The organism is Pyxidicoccus sp. MSG2, assembly GCF_026626705.1.
GTDB lineage: Bacteria > Myxococcota > Myxococcia > Myxococcales > Myxococcaceae > Myxococcus.
On the sequence record NZ_JAPNKC010000001.1, the window covers coordinates 4,079,427 to 4,097,070 of the forward strand.

At 70.7% G+C, this 17,644-nt stretch carries 17 protein-coding genes; 4 read left to right on the forward strand and 13 right to left on the reverse strand.

What is annotated here, in order from left to right; translation table 11 throughout:
- Positions 1-122: 122 nt before the first annotated feature.
- The 3 genes from OV427_RS15425 to OV427_RS15435 all read left to right on the forward strand — a co-directional run bounded on the left by OV427_RS15425 (position 123) and on the right by OV427_RS15435 (position 2,509).
- Positions 123-530, forward strand: a complete 408-nt coding sequence (locus OV427_RS15425; protein ID WP_267856870.1) for a response regulator transcription factor — start codon at positions 123-125, stop codon at positions 528-530.
- Between the two features lie 176 nt (positions 531-706).
- Entirely contained in the window at positions 707-1,624 is a 918-nt protein-coding gene (locus OV427_RS15430; protein ID WP_267856871.1) for a DUF4202 family protein, read from the forward strand.
- Positions 1,625-1,720: 96 nt separating this feature from the next.
- Positions 1,721-2,509, forward strand: coding sequence for an FRG domain-containing protein (locus OV427_RS15435; protein WP_267856872.1), 789 nt, complete (start codon positions 1,721-1,723; stop codon positions 2,507-2,509).
- A 10-nt stretch (positions 2,510-2,519) separates the two neighbouring features.
- Here the strand turns inward: OV427_RS15435 and OV427_RS15440 are convergent, their stop codons facing one another.
- The 3 genes from OV427_RS15440 to OV427_RS15450 all read right to left on the reverse strand — a co-directional run bounded on the left by OV427_RS15440 (position 2,520) and on the right by OV427_RS15450 (position 4,389).
- A complete protein-coding gene (locus tag OV427_RS15440) occupies positions 2,520-2,729 on the reverse strand; it encodes a hypothetical protein (protein WP_267856873.1) in 210 nt (69 codons plus the stop codon).
- A gap of 158 nt (positions 2,730-2,887) precedes the next feature.
- The gene (locus OV427_RS15445; RefSeq protein WP_267856874.1) at positions 2,888-3,748 is read right to left on the reverse strand and encodes an alpha/beta fold hydrolase; all 861 of its coding nucleotides are present in this window, start codon (positions 3,746-3,748) and stop codon (positions 2,888-2,890) included.
- Between the two features lie 11 nt (positions 3,749-3,759).
- Positions 3,760-4,389, reverse strand: coding sequence for a cysteine hydrolase (locus OV427_RS15450; protein ID WP_267856875.1), 630 nt, complete (start codon positions 4,387-4,389; stop codon positions 3,760-3,762).
- 185 nt (positions 4,390-4,574) lie between these two features.
- On the opposite strand from OV427_RS15450, the gene OV427_RS15455 reads away from it, so the two are divergent.
- Positions 4,575-5,450, forward strand: a complete 876-nt coding sequence (locus OV427_RS15455) for an alpha/beta fold hydrolase (protein WP_267856876.1) — start codon at positions 4,575-4,577, stop codon at positions 5,448-5,450.
- A gap of 9 nt (positions 5,451-5,459) precedes the next feature.
- Here OV427_RS15455 and OV427_RS15460 read toward each other — a convergent pair whose 3' ends face one another.
- From OV427_RS15460 to OV427_RS15505, 10 genes are all read right to left on the reverse strand, one after another.
- Complete coding sequence (locus OV427_RS15460) at positions 5,460-7,040, reverse strand: PAS domain-containing sensor histidine kinase (protein ID WP_267856877.1); 1,581 nt, start codon at positions 7,038-7,040, stop codon at positions 5,460-5,462.
- 53 nt (positions 7,041-7,093) lie between these two features.
- The gene (locus OV427_RS15465) at positions 7,094-7,462 is read right to left on the reverse strand and encodes a response regulator transcription factor (protein ID WP_267856878.1); all 369 of its coding nucleotides are present in this window, start codon (positions 7,460-7,462) and stop codon (positions 7,094-7,096) included.
- A 14-nt stretch (positions 7,463-7,476) separates the two neighbouring features.
- The gene (locus OV427_RS15470; protein WP_267856879.1) at positions 7,477-8,133 is read right to left on the reverse strand and encodes a response regulator transcription factor; all 657 of its coding nucleotides are present in this window, start codon (positions 8,131-8,133) and stop codon (positions 7,477-7,479) included.
- Between the two features lie 46 nt (positions 8,134-8,179).
- A complete protein-coding gene (locus OV427_RS15475; protein ID WP_267856880.1) occupies positions 8,180-8,995 on the reverse strand; it encodes an alpha/beta hydrolase in 816 nt (271 codons plus the stop codon).
- An 80-nt stretch (positions 8,996-9,075) separates the two neighbouring features.
- Positions 9,076-10,209 carry a hybrid sensor histidine kinase/response regulator gene (locus OV427_RS15480; RefSeq protein ID WP_267856881.1) on the reverse strand — a complete coding sequence of 378 codons (1,134 nt, stop codon included), beginning with the start codon at positions 10,207-10,209 and terminating at the stop codon, positions 9,076-9,078.
- Positions 10,206-10,664: a response regulator gene (locus tag OV427_RS15485; RefSeq protein ID WP_267856882.1), complete on the reverse strand. Its 459-nt coding sequence runs from the start codon at positions 10,662-10,664 to the stop codon at positions 10,206-10,208. Before OV427_RS15485 ends, OV427_RS15480 begins: the two co-directional genes overlap by 4 nt.
- Entirely contained in the window at positions 10,661-13,807 is a 3,147-nt protein-coding gene (locus tag OV427_RS15490) for a GAF domain-containing protein (protein WP_420718266.1), read from the reverse strand. Before OV427_RS15490 ends, OV427_RS15485 begins: the two co-directional genes overlap by 4 nt.
- A 148-nt stretch (positions 13,808-13,955) precedes the next feature.
- Complete coding sequence (locus tag OV427_RS15495; protein WP_267856884.1) at positions 13,956-16,301, reverse strand: xanthine dehydrogenase family protein molybdopterin-binding subunit; 2,346 nt, start codon at positions 16,299-16,301, stop codon at positions 13,956-13,958.
- Positions 16,298-16,768, reverse strand: coding sequence for a (2Fe-2S)-binding protein (locus tag OV427_RS15500; RefSeq protein WP_267856885.1), 471 nt, complete (start codon positions 16,766-16,768; stop codon positions 16,298-16,300). The genes OV427_RS15495 and OV427_RS15500 overlap by 4 nt, the downstream gene beginning before the upstream one ends.
- Complete coding sequence (locus tag OV427_RS15505) at positions 16,761-17,609, reverse strand: FAD binding domain-containing protein (protein WP_267856886.1); 849 nt, start codon at positions 17,607-17,609, stop codon at positions 16,761-16,763. Before OV427_RS15505 ends, OV427_RS15500 begins: the two co-directional genes overlap by 8 nt.
- Between the last annotated feature and the right edge of the window lie 35 nt (positions 17,610-17,644).

The following is a 17,644-nucleotide window of genomic DNA, read 5'->3' on the forward strand; positions in this document are numbered from 1 at the left end:
GGGACGGGCCCGGGCCCCGAGCGCTCCCATGGGACGAGCACGCGCGAGCGCCGGGGTTCTAGCGCAGCGGCGGAGACGAATCTCCGGAGCCCTGCCCCTCCTTCCGAGAAGTGAGCCCTTGAATGCCCCGCCGTCCCGTCATCGTACTGGCCGAGGATGATGCCGCCCTGCGCGAGACGATGACGGAGGCCCTCGAGCTGGAGGGCTACCGCATCCTCGCCTGTGAGAACGGCTTCGCCGCGCTGAAGGCCTTCTTCGCCGAGCCCTGCGTGGACGTGCTGGTGCTGGACTGGAGACTGCCCGACATCGAGGGCGGGGACCTCATCCGGCTGCTGCACGTGCAGCGTGAACTGGCGGAGCTTCCCGTCGTGCTGACCACCGGCCTGGACCTGGAGCTGCCTGGCTTCGAGGGCGCGGTGTGCCTGCTGCGCAAGCCCTTCGCCCCCGGCGAGCTGTCGCGCCTCCTCAGCCGCCTCACCCACCCGGGCCGCTGCGAATGCGCGCCGCCGCACGCCGCGCGCGTGGCCTGACGCCGCGAGGGTGACACCCGCGCACCCGCTTCCGTCCTCCAGTTCCCCTCCCACCGCCCCGCTGTGCGCCAGCGCACCTCGTCCTGTCTCTGGAGACAGTGGGCATGGGTGTGTTGCGGCTCCAGCTTGCCGGGCAACCGGCTTGGGCTCGGGTACGCCGCCGGACGGGAGGCGCCATGCTCCGCCAGTTGCTGCTGTCCGACTACGGAACCGAGGGCCCCTGCGCGGGCAACGGCTGGGCCCTGGTGCAGGCGGAGTTCCCCACGGTGGTGGTGGCCCCGCTCTCCGCCGGCCGGGGCATGCGCGTGCTGCGCCTGGACGTGTCCGAGTGGGGCTCACTGGACTTCGACCCCATCACCTGGGACGCGCGCGTCTTCGGCGCCGACGAGGCCTCCGAGCAGCTCGCGCTTCACCTGGAGGGCGCGCGGGGCGAAGCGCTCGTCCTCGCCGCGCTCGAGGTCCTCACCCGCTACCAGGGCCTCGTGGGCCGCCGCAACGAGGCGTCCGCGGCCCCGCTCTTCGACCGGGTGCTGGCGCGCCACCGCGCGCTGCATGACCTGGCCCGTCCCCTGGTGCGCGCGGACTACCAGCACGCGCTGGACGCGTGGCAGTGGGTGCTGCGGCTGCGCCCGGACGCGAACCTCGCGGTGCAGGCCGCCGCCCTCTTCCACGACGTGGAGCGGCTGGTGTCCGAGGCGGACCGGCGCGTGGAGCACCGGGCCCAGGACGCCCAGTCCCTCGAGGACGCCCCCGGCGCGGAGCTGGCGCGCAAGGTGCTCAAGGAGGTGGGCACGGACGTGGCCATCTGCCAGCGCGTGAAGGAGCTGGTGACGCAGCACGAGCGCCCCGGAGACGACCCGGACCTCGCGCTGCTCAACGACGCGGACGCGCTGTCGTTCTTCTCCCTCAACGCCTCCGCCTTCATCCGCTACTTCGACGCGGAGCTCAGCCGGCACAAGGTGGCGAACACGCTCGCGCGCCTGCGCCCGGAGCAGCGGCGGCGGCTGGGGCAGATGCGCTTCGCCCCGACGGTGAAGAACCTCCTCGACGTGCAGCTCGCCTCCGCGTCGCTCTACGACGACGGACCGGCCTGAAGCAGCGGGAAGTCCCGCTCTCGCGCCTGGCCGGGATATACGCACCGGGACGCCGTGTTTCGTCATGCAGGACACGGGCGGAGGGACGGGCACGCCATGCGGGAGCAACGGGTCGGCACATGGCTGGAGCTGCAGGACGCGCTCTTCGCGGGCTCCTGGAACGAGCGCCTGGGACGGCACCGCCCCAGCTTCGTCTTCCGGGGCATGCCGCACGTGGAGCACGATTTGTCCACGGCGCTCAACCGCCAGGGGATGTTCGTGCGGCAGGAGCGGGACTTGCTGCGCGCCTTCCGCAAGTACGCGCACGCCTCGGCGCAGCAGCAGATGACGTCCGTCTGGGACTGGCTGGCGCTGGCCCAGCACCACGGGCTGCCCACGCGACTGTTGGACTGGACGTTCAGTCCGAATGTCGCGCTGCACTTCCTCACCGAGGACTCGGAGCTGGCGGGCCAGGACGGCGTGGTGTGGTGCGTGGACTACCACGAGACGAACCGCCTGCTGCCCAGGCCCCTGAAGGCCCAGCTCCAGCAGGAGGGCGCGGACGTCTTCACCGCGGACATGCTGGCCGCGGTGGCTGGTGACTTGAGCGCGTTCGACCGGATGACGAAGCACCCCTTCGTGCTCTTCTTCGAGCCGCCGTCGCTGGACGCGCGCATCGTCAACCAGTTCGCGCTCTTCTCGGTGATGAACGGGCCCGCGCTGCGCCTGGACGAGTTCCTCGAGGACCAGAAGAAGGGCGTGCGCAAGCTCATCATCCCCGCCGCCCTGAAGTGGGAGGTGCGCGACAAGCTGGACCAGGCCAACGTCACCGAGCGCGTGCTCTTCCCCGGCCTGGACGGGCTGAGCCGCTGGCTGCGCCGCTACTACAGCCCGCGGCCCCGCTGAAGCCTTGCGCCTACGCGGGCACGTGGCGCTGGTCGTCGTAGTCCAGCGCGTGGGGGTCGTTCATCGTGGTGTCCCCCGTCAGGCCCGCCGCCCGCTGCTGCTCGACGAGCTCGCGTAGATCCTTCACGCGCTTGTTGCCGAAGGCGCCGCCGATGATGACCGCCAGGATGAGCCCGTAGAAGATGACGACGCCCAGCAGCGTGAATCCAAGAAGCGCCATGCGGTAGACCTCCGTGTCGGGGGCCGCGCGCCAGGGGCGGGCGGCCGCGTTGACTCCACCCCGCCAAGATGTGTCCTGCCGCCGTTCGCGGCTCCGCCTCCCCGGACGCTCGCCCGCTGGCCGCCCGCCACCAGGGCAGGCGGCCGGCCGGGAGCCCGTCAGCGGTTCGCGATGAAGCTCGTCATCAGGTCGGCGCAGACCTCCGGTGCCTCGTGCTGCGGGCCGTGTCCCATCTGGGGGAGGACCATCAGGTGCACCGACTGCGTCCGCGGCGTGACGTCGAACCAGTTCTCCACCGGGAAGACGATTTCCTGGTCGCCGGAGATGACCAGGACGGGGATGTCCGTCGCCATGAGGAAGTCCCGGTAGCCGTTGTCGTCCACGAAGAGGTCGTCGCCCTTCGTCTCGGCCAGCAGCTTCATCACGGTGTCGATGGGAATCGCCGGGCTGGTGTCCGTGGTGCGCGCCGCGATGCGGTTGTGCGAGGCCACCGCGGCGGCGCGGGACCTGCGGGACGGCGGATGGAAGAACAGCACCGTCTCGTCGTCCAGGTCGTTCACCGGCTTGAGGGCGCGCTCGAAGAAGATGGGCTTCGGTCCGAAGCGCACCTTCCCCGGCGGGGTGGTGCCAATCAGGATGAGCTTGATGACGCGCTCGGGGTGCAGGCGCGTCATCACCTGCGCCGCGATGCCGCCCAGCGACCAGCCACCGATGACGAAGCGCTCCAGGCCGAGCGCGTCCGCCAGGTCGAGGGCGTCCTGCGCCATCCGCGTGCGCACGTAGCTGGGCGTGCCGGTGGACTGGCCCAGGCCGGAATAGTCGAAGGTGATGACGCGGTGGTGGACCGCCAGCGCATCGAGGAAGGCGGGGTCCCACGAGTCGAGGACGCCACGAAACCGCAGGCACAGGATGAGCGGCACGCCCTGGCCCAGTTCGCGATAGGCGAGGCGGCGGCCCTTCACCTCCACGAAGCGGGTGGGCACGTTGACGGCGGTATGGGGGGAGGCGGGCATGTCCATGGCGTTCTCCTTCAGGGGTTGAGTGCGGACAGGGCCTCGAGCAGACCGGCCGTGTCGGTGATGGCGTGGGCGTAGTTGGGGCCGTTGAGCGCGTGCGCCGCGTGCATGCGGTCGGCGCTCATGGCGGCGGTGGCGTCCGTGACGAGCGTCACGTGGTAGCCGAGCTCCATTGCGTAGCGCGCCGTGGCCTCGATGCATGTATTGGCAATCATGCCGACGAAGATGAGCTTGCGGATGCCGTGCTGGGTCAGCAGCAGGTGCAGGTCCGTGTTGGCGAAGCTGTTCTGGCCCCAGTGCTCCTTGATGACGATGTCGCCCTCCTTCGGCGCGAAGTCCGGGTGCCACTCGCCGCCCCAGGTGCCGGCCTCGAAGGGGCGCAGCCGCATCACCCCCCGCTGGTCCGGGCTGGGGAAGGCCCAGTCCGAGTAGTCCCCGGGCTGGAAGCGCCGGTGCGGCGCGACGAAGACGCGCAGCCGCGCCTTCCGCACGGCGGCGGTGACGGCGCGCAGGTTGTCGAGCAACCCCACGCGCTTCGCCACCTCCTGGACGAACGGCCACATCTTGCCGCCCTCCGCGAGGAAGTCGTTGTACGGGTCGATGAAGATCAGCGCGGTGTCCCGACTGGAATAAATGGATGTCATTCTCAGGCTCCGTGGTGGACCTGAGCGGAATCATGCGGAGGGAACCCGGCGCCGTCTTTTGTACTGTGGGCTGGCCAACCTGAACCTTCGTATGAGGCACCCCAACCCCCGGTACGATGGCGGGGCATGATTGCGACGCGCATCCTCCCGGCGCTTCAACTCCCCCTCGCCGAAAGGAAGCGCGCATGGATACCAAGACGCGTCCGCATACCGTTTCCGCTGGCAAGCTCGACGGCAGCTACCTCACCACCCGGGACGGCACGCAGCTCTACTTCAAGGACTGGGGTCCGAAGGACGGCCAGCCCATTGTCTTCTCCCATGGCTGGCCTCTCAGCGCCGACGCGTGGGAGGACCAGATGGTGTTCCTTTCCGAGCAGGGCTATCGCACCATCGCGCATGACCGCCGGGGCCACGGCCGCTCGTCACAGCCGTGGGGCGGGCACGAGATGGACACCTACGCGGATGACCTCGCCCAGCTCACCGCCGCGCTCGACCTGAAGAAGGCCATCCATGTCGGCCACTCGACGGGCGGCGGCGAAGTCACGCGCTACCTCGGTCGCCACGGCACCTCGCGCGTCGCCAAGGCCGTGCTCATCAGCGCCGTGCCGCCCATCATGCTGAAGACGGACTGGCACCCCAATGGCCTGCCCCGTGAGGTCTTCGACGGCATCCGCGCCGGCGTGCACAATGACCGCTCCTCCTACTTCAAGGAGCTGAGCCTGGCGTTCTACGGCTTCAACCGCCCGGGCGCGAAGATCTCCGAGGGCCTGCGAGAGAGCTTCTGGATGCAAAGCATGATGGGCGGGCTGAAGGCCGAGTACGACTGCATCAAGGCCTTCTCCGAGACGGACTTCCGCGCCGACCTCGCGAGCTTCGACGTGCCCACCCTGGTGCTGCACGGCGAGGACGACCAGATCGTCCCCATCGACGGCGGGGGAAGGCTCTCCGTCACCCTGGTCAAGGGCGCGAAGCTGAAGACCTATCCCGGCTTCAGCCACGGCATGTGTTCGGTCAACAAGGACGTCATCAACAAGGACCTGCTGGCCTTCATCAAGGGCTAGGCGCGGGCCCTACCGGGCGAACGGCAGGGTGAAGACGAAGCGCGCGCCGCCATCTGGGATGTTTTCCCCCCAGATGCGGCCGCCGTGCGCCTCGATGATGTTGCGGCAGATGGACAGCCCCATGCCCAGGCCGCTCGCCTTGGTGGTGAAGAAGCTCTGGAAGAGCCGGTCCTGATGCTCCGGCGGAATCCCCGGCCCCGTGTCCTCGATGGCGAAGCGCAGCTCACCGGAGCTCGCCAACGTCATCAAGTCGAGCCGCGGCCGGGGGCAGCCAGCGCGCCTCATCTCCTGCATGGCATTGAGCGCCAGGTTGACCACGGTCTGCTGGAGCTGCACGCGGTCGGCCTCGATGTCGGGCAGGCCGCTGGAGAGCACGAGGCGCAGGTCCACCTCGTGCGCCATCAGCTCGTGGCGGAGGAACAGCACCGCCTCCTCGATGACCTGGTTGGGCGACAGACGCTGCCGCTCCACGGCCTTGTTGGACGCCATGGCGCGGATGCGGGCGATGATGTCGGCGGCGCGTCTCGCGTCGCTCACCATGTTGGCGTGGATGGCGCGCACCTCGTCCAGGTCGGGCTGGGGCCGCGACAGCCAGCGCGCCCCCGCCGCGCCGTTGGTGACGATGGCGGCCAGCGGCTGGTTCACCTCGTGCGCAATCGACGCCGTCAGCTCTCCGAGCATCGACAGGCGCGAGGCATGGGCGAACTCGCTCTGCAGGCGGCGCACCTCCCGCTCCGCCGCCACGCGGTCCGACAGGTCGATGACGCCGACGAGGACGGTGCCGCGCCCATGGTGGCCCGACGGCCAGCAGACGGTGAACAGGGCATCAATCATCCGCCCGTCGAGCGCGGACAGGCGCGTCTCCCGCGACAGGCTGGGCAGCCGGTCCACCGAGGCCAGCAGGCTCTCCGCATAGACGTGGCGGCTCTCCGGCGGCCAGAACGGGGCGACGGTGCCACCGATGAGGGCCTCGCGGCTGCCAGCGCCGAACAGCATCGCCGTCTTGTCATTGACGTCCACCACGCGCGTGACGGCGATGGCGGCGTCGATGAACTCGGGATGCGCCGCGAAGTACGCGCGGAAGTCCGCCACGCCCTCATGGATGCGCTGGCGCAGCATCTCGCGCACTTCGGAGAAGTCGAGCTCCCAGAACGACGCCGCCATGGCCTGGAACAGGTTGCGGTAGCGGTGCGCCTGCACGCGGGACTCCGCCTCCAGGTCGCTCAGACGCGTGAGGTCGCGGCCATACTCGAGGATGAAGGCGGGCTGGCCATCCGGACCGCGCTGCACCGTCCACCGGACCTCGACGCGCTTCTCCTCTCCGGAGGCGGTGGTCCGCTTCAGCTCCCCTTCCCAGTGCCCCTGCTCCAACAGACTTTGCTCGATGCGCGCAATCGTCGACGGGGGGTGGGCGTTGAGGCTGTCGTGGAGGTGGCGGCCCAGCATGGCGTCGCGCGCGTGGCCATAGAGCGCCTCGGAGGCCTTGTTCCACAGCAGGACGTGGCCGCTCGGGTCACGGACGATGATGCTCTCGGACGCTCCGTCGATGAGTGGGCCGAAGACGGCCTCTACACCTCTTGCTTCCGCCATCAGCCTGCTCCGACAAGAGTCCTGGAGCGCTCCGGGGCGAGCGCCGAAGCAAGCTACATTGCCAGGGCGCGCTCGACGCAAGCAACGAACTCGTCGCTGTCGAACGGCTTCTTCAGCAGGCAGGACGGATTGCACGCCCGCGCCCGCTCCATCACGGATGATTCAGTCTGTGCGGTAATCATGATGACGGGCACGGTGGAGCCCCGCGCATCGAGCCGTCTCTTGAGGTCGATGCCGCTCATGCCCGGCATGTGGATGTCGGTGATGACCAGCTTCGTGCTCTCCAGCTCGCCCGACTCCAGGAACGCCTCGGCGCTGTCGAACGCCAGTCCCTTCAGTCCGAGCGAGCGGAGCAGACTGAGGACCGCCGTGCGGACCGACGCGTCGTCGTCGACTACGGAGATGTGGGACTCGGGCGACATGGCCTTCTTCCAGACTAGGGTTTTCGCGCCTGGGAGGGAGTCGAGGCCGTGTCCAGGGTCTTCGGGAGCTTCAGCGCCTCGGCCATGCGCACCAGGTCGGCGAGGGAGTCCGCCTCCATCTTGCGCATCACCGAGCCGCGGTGAATCTTCACGGTGATTTCACTCAGGCCCAGCTCGCCGGCCACCTGCTTGTTGAGCTGCCCGGCCGTCACCAGCGTCATCACCTGCTGCTCGCGCGGCGACAGGCTGTCGAAGCGCCTGCGCAGGTCCGCCTGGTCCTCGCGCACCGCGCGCTGGCCGCGATGCTTCTCCACCGCCACCGCCACCGCGTCGAGCAGGTCCTGCTCGCGGAAGGGCTTGGCCAGGAAGTCGACGGCGCCCGCCTTCATCGCCCGCACCGACATGGGGATGTCGCCGTGGCCGGTCATCATGATGACCGGCAGGTCGATGCCGAGCGACTCCAGTTGCCCCTGGAAGGCGAGGCCGCTCGTCCCGGGCAGGCGCACGTCGAGCAACAGGCAGCCCGGTGCATCTCCCCGCTCGGCGTCGAGGAAGGCCCTCACCGAGTCATAGGCGTTGGCCTTCATGCCCACGGAGCGGAAGAGGGTCTGCAAGGCGGTGCGCAGCGACGAGTCGTCGTCCACGATGTGGACCAAGGCTTCCTCACCCATTCCATCAACTTGGCATGGTGAAAATGAGGCGGCAATCACTGCCGGCTCAGGCCGCCGCGTCCAGCCGCTGCGTGCCGGCCGCGGCCGCGGCCCAGTCGAGGACGAAGTCGGCCACCTCTTCCCAGCCCTCCTCGAGGCACAGGAAGTGCGAGCGGTCGGGGAACATCTTGAACTCCGTCTTGGACGGCGACTTCGCCTGCTTCTTCGCGTTCGTCCGGACCATGGGCAGGGGAATCGTGCGGTCGAACTCGGCGGCGGTGAGCAGCAGGGGCGCCCGCTCCGGATTGCCCGTCTTGATTTTCGAGCCCTTGCCCAGCACGGCCTGGAAGAAGATGCGGCCCGGCGTCGGGACGATGTACTTCTCCCAGGCCGCGCGCATCTCCGACTCCGGCAGGGTGTTGGCGAAGCCCTCGCGGAAGCCGTCGAGGCTCATCTTCAGCGCGCGGTTCCACCCGTTCCACGCGGTGAAGACGGACCGCGACGTCCAGACGGCCCGGGGATGCGCCGGGACGCCGAACGGCGGCCCCGGGTCGATGGCCACGCCCGCCACGCCCAGGCCGCGGTCCAGCAGCACCTGCACGATGAGGCCGCCGAACGAGTGGCCCATGAGGATGGGCTTCTCCGGCAGGGCGCGGATGATGGCGTCGTAGTGGTTGACGATGTCCTCCAGGTTCAGCTTCGCGAACCGGGGGTCCACGCCGTCACGCAGCTCGGCGACGGGCCGGTCCAGGTAGGGCCAGGCCGGGGTGATGACCTTGTAGCCCCGGGCCTCGTAGCGGGCGCGGAAGCCCTCCCAGGACACGGGGGTCAGCCAGGCACCGTGGATGAGCACAATCGTCTTCGAAGGAGCGGGAAGCGGCATGGCGCAATCTCCTGAATCGTTGATGGCAGGAGAATGCGCCGGGGCCTCGCCGAAGCCCATTCTACGTGCGGTTGTGCCGCCTATACCTTGGTATGGGTCCGCGGCAGGTGCAGCCAGAAGCGCGTGCCCTCCTGCGGGGTGGACGTCACCCGCAGCAGCCCGCCATGGGCGCGCACGATTTCGTGGGTGATGTAGAGCCCCAGCCCCAGCCCGTTGCGCTGCGCGCTGCGCATGTCCTGGGCGCGCACGAAGGGGTCGAAGATGTGGGGCAGGCGCTCGGCGGGGATGGGCAGCCCCTGGTTGTGGACGTCCAGCCGCACGCCGTCGCCTTCGTCGCGCAGGGACACCGTCACCGCCGTGTCCTCCGGCGAGTACTGCACGGCGTTGCCCACCAGGTTGGAGGCTGCCTGGGCAATCCGGTCCGCGTCCCACTCGCCCCAGCCGTTGCCGGACAGGCTCAGCTCGAAGCGGCGCTTCGGGTGCGCCACCTCCAGCTCCTCCACCACCTGCTGGACGACGTCATGCACGTTCATCCGCGCGCGGTTCAGCGCGTAGCCGCCGCCCAGGCGCGTGCGGGTGAAGTCGAGCAGGTCGTTGATCATCCGCGCCATGCGGTCCGCGGAGATGGAGATGCGGTTGACGGACTTGCGCTGCGGCTCGGCCAACCCGCCGTAGCGCAACAGCAGCGCCGCGTTGCCGGAGATGGCCTGCAAGGGATTGCGCAAATCGTGCCCGAGGATGCCGAGGAACTGCTCGCGGAACACCGCCGTCTGCCGCGCGGCCTCCTCGCGCTTGAGCCCCTCCTCCACCCGCTTGCGCTCAATCGCGTAGCGCAGGGCGCGCACCAGCAGCGGGCCCGTCACCTGCCCCTTCACGAGGTAGTCCTGGGCGCCCTGGTGGACGGCCTGCACCGCGAGCCGCTCGTCGTCCGTGCCGGTGAGCACCACCAGCGGCACCGAGGGCGCGGCCTGCAGCATGCGCGAGATGTTGCCCAGCCCGTGCCCGTCCGGCAGCGACAGGTCCAGCAGCACCGCGTCCACGCGCGCCTCGGACACCACGCGCAATGCGTCTCCCAGGCGCTCCACATGGACAACCTCGAAGCGCGTCGAGGAGGAGAACTCCCGCAACTCCTCCTGGAGCAGGCGCGCGTCGCCGGGGTTGTCCTCCACCAGCAGCACGCGCAGCGACTGTTCGTCCAGCACGCCCGGGCTCATGGCGCCTCGGGCTTGGGCGGCAGCCGGACCACCGACAGCCAGAAGTCGTCGATGGAGCGCACCACGGAGATGAACTGCTCCAGGTCCACCGGCTTGGCGATGTAGCAGTTCGCGTGCAAATCGTAGGTGCGCAGGATGTCCTCCTCCGCCTTGGAGGTGGTGAGCACCACCACGGGGATGCGGCGCAGCAACGTGTCCTGCTTGATTTCGGCCAGCACCTCACGCCCGTCCTTCCGGGGCAGGTTCAGGTCCAGCAGGATGAGGTCCGGCCGGGCCGCGTGGGCATGCGGGCCCTCCTTGCGCAGGAAGGCCAGCGCCTCCACGCCGTCGCGCGCCACCGACAGGGTGTTGCGCACCTTGCCCTCCTTGAGGGCCTCAATCGTCAACCGCACGTCGCCGGGGTTGTCCTCCACGAGGAGGATTTCAATCGGGTGTCCAGACTCGTCGTGACTCATGGCGTCTCAGGCTCCTGGGCGAACGGCGCGGCGGGCAGGGTGAACCAGAAGGTCGTCCCCTTCCCCTGTTGGGACTCCACGCCGATGCGCCCGCCGTGGCGCTCGACAATCTTCTTGCAGATGGCGAGCCCGATGCCGGTGCCCGGGTACTCCTCCTTGCCGTGCAGCCGCTGGAAGATGACGAAGATGCGGTCGAAGTACTGCGGGTCGATGCCGAGGCCCCGGTCCTTCACCGTGAAGCGGACCTCCGTTCCCTGCCGCTCGCCGGCGACTTCCACGTGCGGCGGGGCGCCGCCGTGGAACTTGAGCGCGTTGCCGATGAGGTTCTGGAACACCTGGGCCAGTTGCGTCTCGTCCGCGAGCACCGGGGGCAGCGGGCCCGGGAGCACCGTGGCGTGGCTCTCCTGGATGGCCGCCTGGAGGTTGGCCGTCGCCCGCTCCAGCGCCCGCCGCGCGTCACACGGCTTCGGCTGCAGGCCGCGCGTGCCCACGCGCGAGTACGTCAGCAGGTCCTGGATGAGCCGCTGCATGCGGTTGACGCCGTCCACCGCGTAGCCGATGAACTCGTCCGCGTCCGTGTCCAGCTTCCCCTTGTAGCGGCGGCCCAACAACTGCGTGTAGCTGGCCACCATGCGCAGCGGCTCCTGCAGGTCATGCGAGGCCACGTACGCGAACTGCTGCAACTCCTCATTGGAGCGGGCCAGCTCCTGCGCGTGCTGCTTGAGGGCCTCTTCCGCGCGGCGGCGCTCCACGCCCTGGGCGATGGCGTCCGCCACGGCGGCCAGCGCCGCCACCGCGTCCTCGCCCAGCGGCTGACGGTTGTAGACGCCCAGCACGCCCACGAGCTGGTCCTTCACCAGCAGGGGGATGCCCGCGAAGGCGCGGATGCCCGTCTCGCGCACCCACGCCGGGTCCAACGCGCGCGGGTCCAGGTCCATGCGGTCCACCCAGAGCTGCTGACGCCTGCGGGCCACCTCGCTCACCATGCTCGGGCCGCCGAAGGACACCCGGCTCCACTTCTCACGGGGCGGGGCCAGGGAGCCGGCGTTGCCCGCCAGCTCCAGCGTCTCCGTGGCGCGCACGTGGAGCCACAGCCGGGCCACCACCGCTTCCAGGTGCTTCGCCAGGGCCTGGGCGCAGTCCTGGAGGAGGTCCGGGACGGTGCCCTCGCGGGACAGTGCGTGGCTCACCTCCGCGCGCAGCGCTTCCAGCCGGCGGCCGGCCTTCTCGCGCTCCAGCCGGCGGGCGGCCTCCTCGGCGCGCAGCTGCGAGCTGATGTCCGAGTTGGTACCCACCCACTCGCGCACGCTTCCATCCGCGTTGAGCATGGGCACGCCGCGCGCCTTCGTGGGCGTATAGGTGCCGTCCGGGCGGCGCACGCGGTACTCCACCTCGTAGGGCCCGCGCGCCGCCACCGCGGCGCTCCAGGCCCGGGCCGCCCGCTCGCGGTCGTCCGGGTGGATGGCGTCCAGCCACCCCTTGCCCCGCCACTGCTCATACGTCTGCCCGGTGAAGGCACGCCACGAGGGGCTGTCCTCCACGATGTCGCCCTCCGGGTGCGTCACCCACACGGCCTGGGCCGTGGCGCTGACCAGCGAGCGGAAGCGCTCCTCCATCCGACGGGCGTCCTGGATGAGGCGCGCGTTGTCCAGCGCCACCGCCGCCTGGGACGCCACACCCTCCACCAGGCGCGCGTGCTCCGGCCGGAAGCGCCCCGGCTCCGGGTGCCCGAAGAACAATCCACCGAGGACCTCCCCCGAGCGGCTCCGCACCGGCACGGCCAGGTAGCTGCGCACGGGCAGGTGCCCCGCGGGCATGCCGTGGTAGGGCGCGTTCTTCCCGTAGTCGGAGTGCTTCGTCACGTCGTCCAGCAGCCGCGTGCCCTCGCCCCGGAACGTGGGGCCGAAGATGGCGGTGTTGCGCGGCATGGGCATGTGCGCGAAGGCCTCGCGGGGCGCGCCGGTCAGCGTGTAGAGCAGGTACGAGTCGCCGCGCTCGTCCACGCGGTTCTCGAAGAAGGCCCCGAAGGCGGCGCCGGTGAGAGCCACCGTCTCGTCGGTGATGCGCTGCACGAGCTTCGTGACATCCAGCTCGGAGGCGAGCGAGCCGCCGATGCGCATCAGCAGCTCCGCGAGGTTGCGCTCGGACTCGCTGCGCCGCAAAGCCTCCTGCGCGTCGCGGTACAGGCGCGCGTTGTCCACCGCGAGCGCGGCGCGCGCGGCGAGCTGCTCGGCGAGCGGCATGTCCGCCGAGGAGTAGCGCCGGCCCGACTCGGCGGTGACGAGCGTGAGCGCGCCCAGGGTGCGCCCGCGCGCCTTCAGCGGCAGCACCAGCGCCGAGCGCAGCCCCAGCTCGCGGGCGATGCGAAGGTGCTCCGCGTCCCGGGCACCGGCCACCAGCACGTCGTCCGGGATGTCCGCCATCAGCACCGGCTGGCCCGTGCGGATGACGGACAGCACGCCGGACGGGTCCTCCGGGCGGGGCGGGTAGCGCACCCGCAGCTCTTCGGCGAAACGCACCTTGGCGGGGTCCACGTGCGCCACGCCCACCTGCCGCGTGGAGCCGTCCTCGCTGGCGATTTCGATGGCGCACCAGTCCGCCAGCCGGGGCACCGTCAGCCGCGTCAGCGCGGCCAGCGTGGCCTCGTAGTCCAGCGGCGAGGCGGACAGCAGCGCGCTGGCCTCGTCCATGAGGCGCATCGAGTCCGCGGCGCGCTTCTGGTCGTCGATGTCCGTGCTGGTACCGAACCAGCGGACGATGCGGCCGTTGTCGTCTCGCACCGGGCGCGCGCGGCCGAGGAACCAGCGCCACCCCCCGTCGTGGCGGCGGCAGCGGAACTCCACCTCGTAGGGCTCGCCGGTGCGCAGCGAGTGGGCCCAGCGCCTGCTGGCCTCGCCCAGGTCCTCTGGGTGGAAGACCCGTCGCCACCCCTCTCCCGCCGCCTGCTCGGGGGTGAGGCCCGTGTACTCGTACCAGGGCGCGTTGAAGTACTCGTGGTGGCCGTCCGGACGCGCAATCCAGATGAGCTGGGGAATGCTCTCCGCGATTTGCTGGAAGACGTCCCCTGGGAGCAGACCCGTCAGCAGGTCCGTCGCCACGGGCTCCGGCGTCCTGACCGGAGGACTGGAGACTGGGTGTGTCATGGGAGGCACCCGACGTTAACAGCGCGTCCGCGCCCCACCCTTTCGCCCGGGGACGGCCTTTCCGGCAGCCGACAATCGCCCCCGAGGACCGTCCCCTCTCCGGGCGTGCAGGCGTCAGTCGCCGCTCACGCCCACCTGTCACCCGGGCTCAGGCCTCCTTCGCGGCCGGGTCCTCGTGCGCGAGCAGGGCGCGCAGCACGCGCTCACCCGTGGCTGGAATCTGGTGGATGCGCGCGCCCGTGGCATGGCGGATGGCATTGATGATGGCGGGAGCCGCGCCCACCACGCCCACCTCCGCCACGCCCTTGGCACCGAAGGGCCCGGGCCCGAAGGCCTGCTCCAGCAGGACGGCGTGGATGGCGACGGGCACGTCGAGCGCGCCCGGCACCTTGTAGCCACCCATGGAGGGATTCACGAGGTGGCCGTCCTTCCACACCAGCTCCTCGGTCAGCGCGTAGCCGAGCCCCTGGACGAAGCCGCCCTGCACCTGTCCCGCAGCCGCGGCGGGGTTGAGTGCCCGCCCCACGTCGTGGACGCACCACGCCTCCAGCACGTCCACCTTGCCCGTCACCTCGTCCACCTCGACCTCGGCCACCTGCGCGGCGAAGACGAAGAAGCCGTTGCCCATGGAGGGCAGCCCCTCCACGGTGGTGCGGCGCGTGTCGAGCTGCCACGCGGGGAACAGCCACCGCGAGGAGGCGATGATGGGCCCGCCCGCGACATAGAGCGCATACCCGGAGATGGCGCCGAAGGTGGTGGACAGGCCGGGCTCGCCCCGCACGCCCACGATGCCGCCGGGCCGCAGCTCGAGCTGCTTCACGGGACGCTCCAGCATCGAGCTGGCGTGCTCGAAGAGCTGCTCGCGCACCTGCTCACACGCCTCGGCGATGACGTGGCCCACGGTGAAGGTGGTGCGGGTGCCGCCAGTGCACCAGTCATACGGAGAGGTGTCCGTGTCGGGGCGGCTGAAGTTGATTTGCTCCAGCGACAGCCCGAGCGCGCCCGCCGCCACCTGCGCGAGCGCCGTGTCCGAGCCCTGGCCGGTGTCCACCGCGCCGGTGCTCACGTTGACGGTGCCGTCCTCGTTGAGCCGGACGGTGGCGCTGGAGCCCAGCAGCGCGGACACGTGGCCCACGGCCGCCATGCCAATGCCGCGCCGCTTCCCGGGGGACGTGGTGGACGGGCGCTCCCGGCGCCGGTGCCAGTCCGAAACTTCGCGGGCCTTCTCCAGGCAGGCGCGCAGCGTGCCGCTCTCCACCGGCGCGCCGCCCAGCCACTTCTCCCCGGTCTCCAGCGCGTTGCGAAGGCGCAGCTCGATGGGGTCCATGCCCAGCGCCTCGGCGAGCCGGTCCACCTGGATTTCGCTGGCGAAGTGGACCTGCGGGTTGCCGAAGCCGCGGAACGCGCCGGCGCGGAGCTTGTTGGTGTAGACGCTCCAGCACTCCACGTCGACGTGGGGGATGCGGTACGGCCCGCGCGAGAAGTAGCTGCCGATGGCCGCGACGAAGGGCCCGTCGTCCGCGTACGCCCCGGTGTCGTAGTGGATGCGCACCTGGCGGGCGAGGATGCGTCCGTCCCGCGTCGCACCCGTGCGCATGTGGATGCGGGCCCCGTGGCGCGAGCGCATCATCCGCATGTCGTCCGTGCGGGAGAAGGTCAGCCGCACCGGGGCGCCGGCCGCCTTCGCCAGGGCCACGGTGATGGGCTGGTTGGTGGACTCCACCTTGCCGCCGAACGCGCCGCCCACCCGGGGCACCTGGACGCGGATGCGGGACATGGGCACCGCCAGCGCCTCGGCGGTGATGGCCTGCACCCGGAACGCCGTCTGCGTGGACGTGTGGATGGTGATTCGGCCGGTGTCGGGGTCCACGGCCGCCAGCGTGGTGCACGGCTCCAGGTAGACGTGCTGCTGCGCGGGCGTCTCGTAGACGTCCTCGATGATGGCGTCGCACCGCGCCCACACCTTGTCGGGCTCGCCCTCCACGAGCCGGATGTGCGTGGCGACGTTGGGGTGCCCCTCGCCGCGCGGCGCGTGAATCACGGGCGCGTCCGGGCTCAGCGCCGCGTCGACGTCGAGGGCGGCGGGCAGGACCTCGTACCGGATGTCGATGAGCGCCAGGGCCCTGCGCGCGGTGGGCAGGTCCACCGCGGCGACGGCGGCCACGGGCTCGCCCGAGTAGCGGACCCTGCCCCGCGCGAGCAGCGGCTGGTCCTTGATGACGGGGCCGATGTCGACGGGCGGCAGGTCCTCGGCGGTGAGCACGGCGCGCACGCCGGGCAGCGCCTTCGCCCGCGAGGTGTCGTACGACAGGATGCGCGCATGCGGGTGCGGGCTGCCCAGCAGGGCGCCGTGCAGCATGCCGGGCAGGACGAGGTCGTCGGTGTAGAGCGCGCGCCCCGTCACCTTCTCGCGCGCGTCCGGCCTGGGCACGGACTGCCCCACGACTTCGCCCACGGGCCGCGGTACGGGCTTCGGCTTCGCGTCGTGGCTCATGGACGCCCTCCTACCGAGGCAATGGCCTCCACGACGCGGGCATATCCCGAGCACCGGCACACGTTGCCGCCGAGCGCATGTCTGACTTCGTCCACCGTGGGGCACGGGTTGCGCGCGAGCAGCGCCTTCGCGGCGAGGACGATGCCGGACATGCAGAAGCCGCACTGCACCGCGCCGTGCTGGACGAGGGCGCGCTGCACGGGGTGGAGCTCGCCGCCGGACTCCACCCCCTCGATGGTGCGGATGTCGCAGCAGCCCAGCCGCGCGGGCAGGGACAGGCACGAGAGCACGGGCAGGCCGTCCACGAGGACGGTGCAGGCCCCGCAGTCCCCCGCGTCGCAGCCGCGCCGGGTGCCCGTCATGCGGAGCTCCTCGCGCAGCACGTCCAGCAGCGTCCGCTCCGGGGCCACCGTGAGCGCGTGCTGCGCGCCGTTGATGGTGAGTGAGAGGGAAACGGTGTCAGCCATGGGCCAGCTCCCGGGCCTGGGACAGGGCGCGGCCGAGCAGTCGTGGAATGAGCATGCGCCGGTATTCCGCCGAGCCACGGACGTCATCGGGCGGCGCCGAGGCCTGGACGAGGAGTCGTCCCGCCTCGGCCACGTCGTGCGCGTCCAGCCGGCTGCCCACGAGCACCGCGTCCGCGGCGTCCACGTGGAGCGGCACGGGGCCACACGAGCCCAGCACCACGCGAGCGTGGCGGCACGTGTCGCCGTCCATCGCGAGCACCAGCGACACGGAGACGGTGGGGTAGTCGGAGGACACGCGGCTGAACCGGAGGTGGTGGCCCACCGCGCCGCTGACGCCCCGGGGGATGAAGACGCGGGTGAGCAGCTCGCCGCGCCCCAGGGACGTCTGGTGTGCGCCCACGAGGAACTGCTCGACGGGGAGGGTGCGCCGGCCGGAGGGGCCGGCGACTTCGACGCGGGCCGAGGCGGCGACGAGGGCCGAGGGCAGCTCCGTCCTGGGGTCGGCGAGACAGAGGGAGCCGCCCAGGGTGGCCATGTTGCGGATGGCCGGGTGCGCGAGCTGGCTCGCGGCACTGCGGACGACCTCCATGGCCCCGCGCAGGCGGGCCTCGGTGGCCACGGCGCGGTGGGTGGACATGGCGCCCAGCCAGAGCCCCTCGGCTGTCTCCGTGGTGGTGGCCAGCTCGTGGATGCGGTGCAGGCTGACCAGCATCGCGGGTGAGGCCTGGCCCGCGTTCATCATCGACACCAGCGAGGCGCCCCCGGCGAGGCAGCGCGCATCCTCGGTGGTGGAGAGGAGTGAGAGGCCCTCCTCCACGGTCTCCGGCTCCGCGTATCTCATCGCGTCACCCCCAGTGCTCCACACGACGGTTCGAC

Coding starts and splice junctions, on each gene's coding strand:
- OV427_RS15425 (WP_267856870.1), top strand. CDS start 123: ATGCCCCGCCGTCCCGTCATCGTACTGGCCGAGGATGATGCCGCCCTG.
- OV427_RS15430 (WP_267856871.1), top strand. CDS start 707: ATGCTCCGCCAGTTGCTGCTGTCCGACTACGGAACCGAGGGCCCCTGC.
- OV427_RS15435 (WP_267856872.1), top strand. CDS start 1,721: ATGCGGGAGCAACGGGTCGGCACATGGCTGGAGCTGCAGGACGCGCTC.
- OV427_RS15440 (WP_267856873.1), bottom strand. CDS start 2,729: ATGGCGCTTCTTGGATTCACGCTGCTGGGCGTCGTCATCTTCTACGGG.
- OV427_RS15445 (WP_267856874.1), bottom strand. CDS start 3,748: ATGGACATGCCCGCCTCCCCCCATACCGCCGTCAACGTGCCCACCCGC.
- OV427_RS15450 (WP_267856875.1), bottom strand. CDS start 4,389: ATGACATCCATTTATTCCAGTCGGGACACCGCGCTGATCTTCATCGAC.
- OV427_RS15455 (WP_267856876.1), top strand. CDS start 4,575: ATGGATACCAAGACGCGTCCGCATACCGTTTCCGCTGGCAAGCTCGAC.
- OV427_RS15460 (WP_267856877.1), bottom strand. CDS start 7,040: ATGGCGGAAGCAAGAGGTGTAGAGGCCGTCTTCGGCCCACTCATCGAC.
- OV427_RS15465 (WP_267856878.1), bottom strand. CDS start 7,462: ATGTCGCCCGAGTCCCACATCTCCGTAGTCGACGACGACGCGTCGGTC.
- OV427_RS15470 (WP_267856879.1), bottom strand. CDS start 8,133: ATGGGTGAGGAAGCCTTGGTCCACATCGTGGACGACGACTCGTCGCTG.
- OV427_RS15475 (WP_267856880.1), bottom strand. CDS start 8,995: ATGCCGCTTCCCGCTCCTTCGAAGACGATTGTGCTCATCCACGGTGCC.
- OV427_RS15480 (WP_267856881.1), bottom strand. CDS start 10,209: ATGAGCCCGGGCGTGCTGGACGAACAGTCGCTGCGCGTGCTGCTGGTG.
- OV427_RS15485 (WP_267856882.1), bottom strand. CDS start 10,664: ATGAGTCACGACGAGTCTGGACACCCGATTGAAATCCTCCTCGTGGAG.
- OV427_RS15490 (WP_420718266.1), bottom strand. CDS start 13,807: ATGACACACCCAGTCTCCAGTCCTCCGGTCAGGACGCCGGAGCCCGTG.
- OV427_RS15495 (WP_267856884.1), bottom strand. CDS start 16,301: ATGAGCCACGACGCGAAGCCGAAGCCCGTACCGCGGCCCGTGGGCGAA.
- OV427_RS15500 (WP_267856885.1), bottom strand. CDS start 16,768: ATGGCTGACACCGTTTCCCTCTCACTCACCATCAACGGCGCGCAGCAC.
- OV427_RS15505 (WP_267856886.1), bottom strand. CDS start 17,609: ATGAGATACGCGGAGCCGGAGACCGTGGAGGAGGGCCTCTCACTCCTC.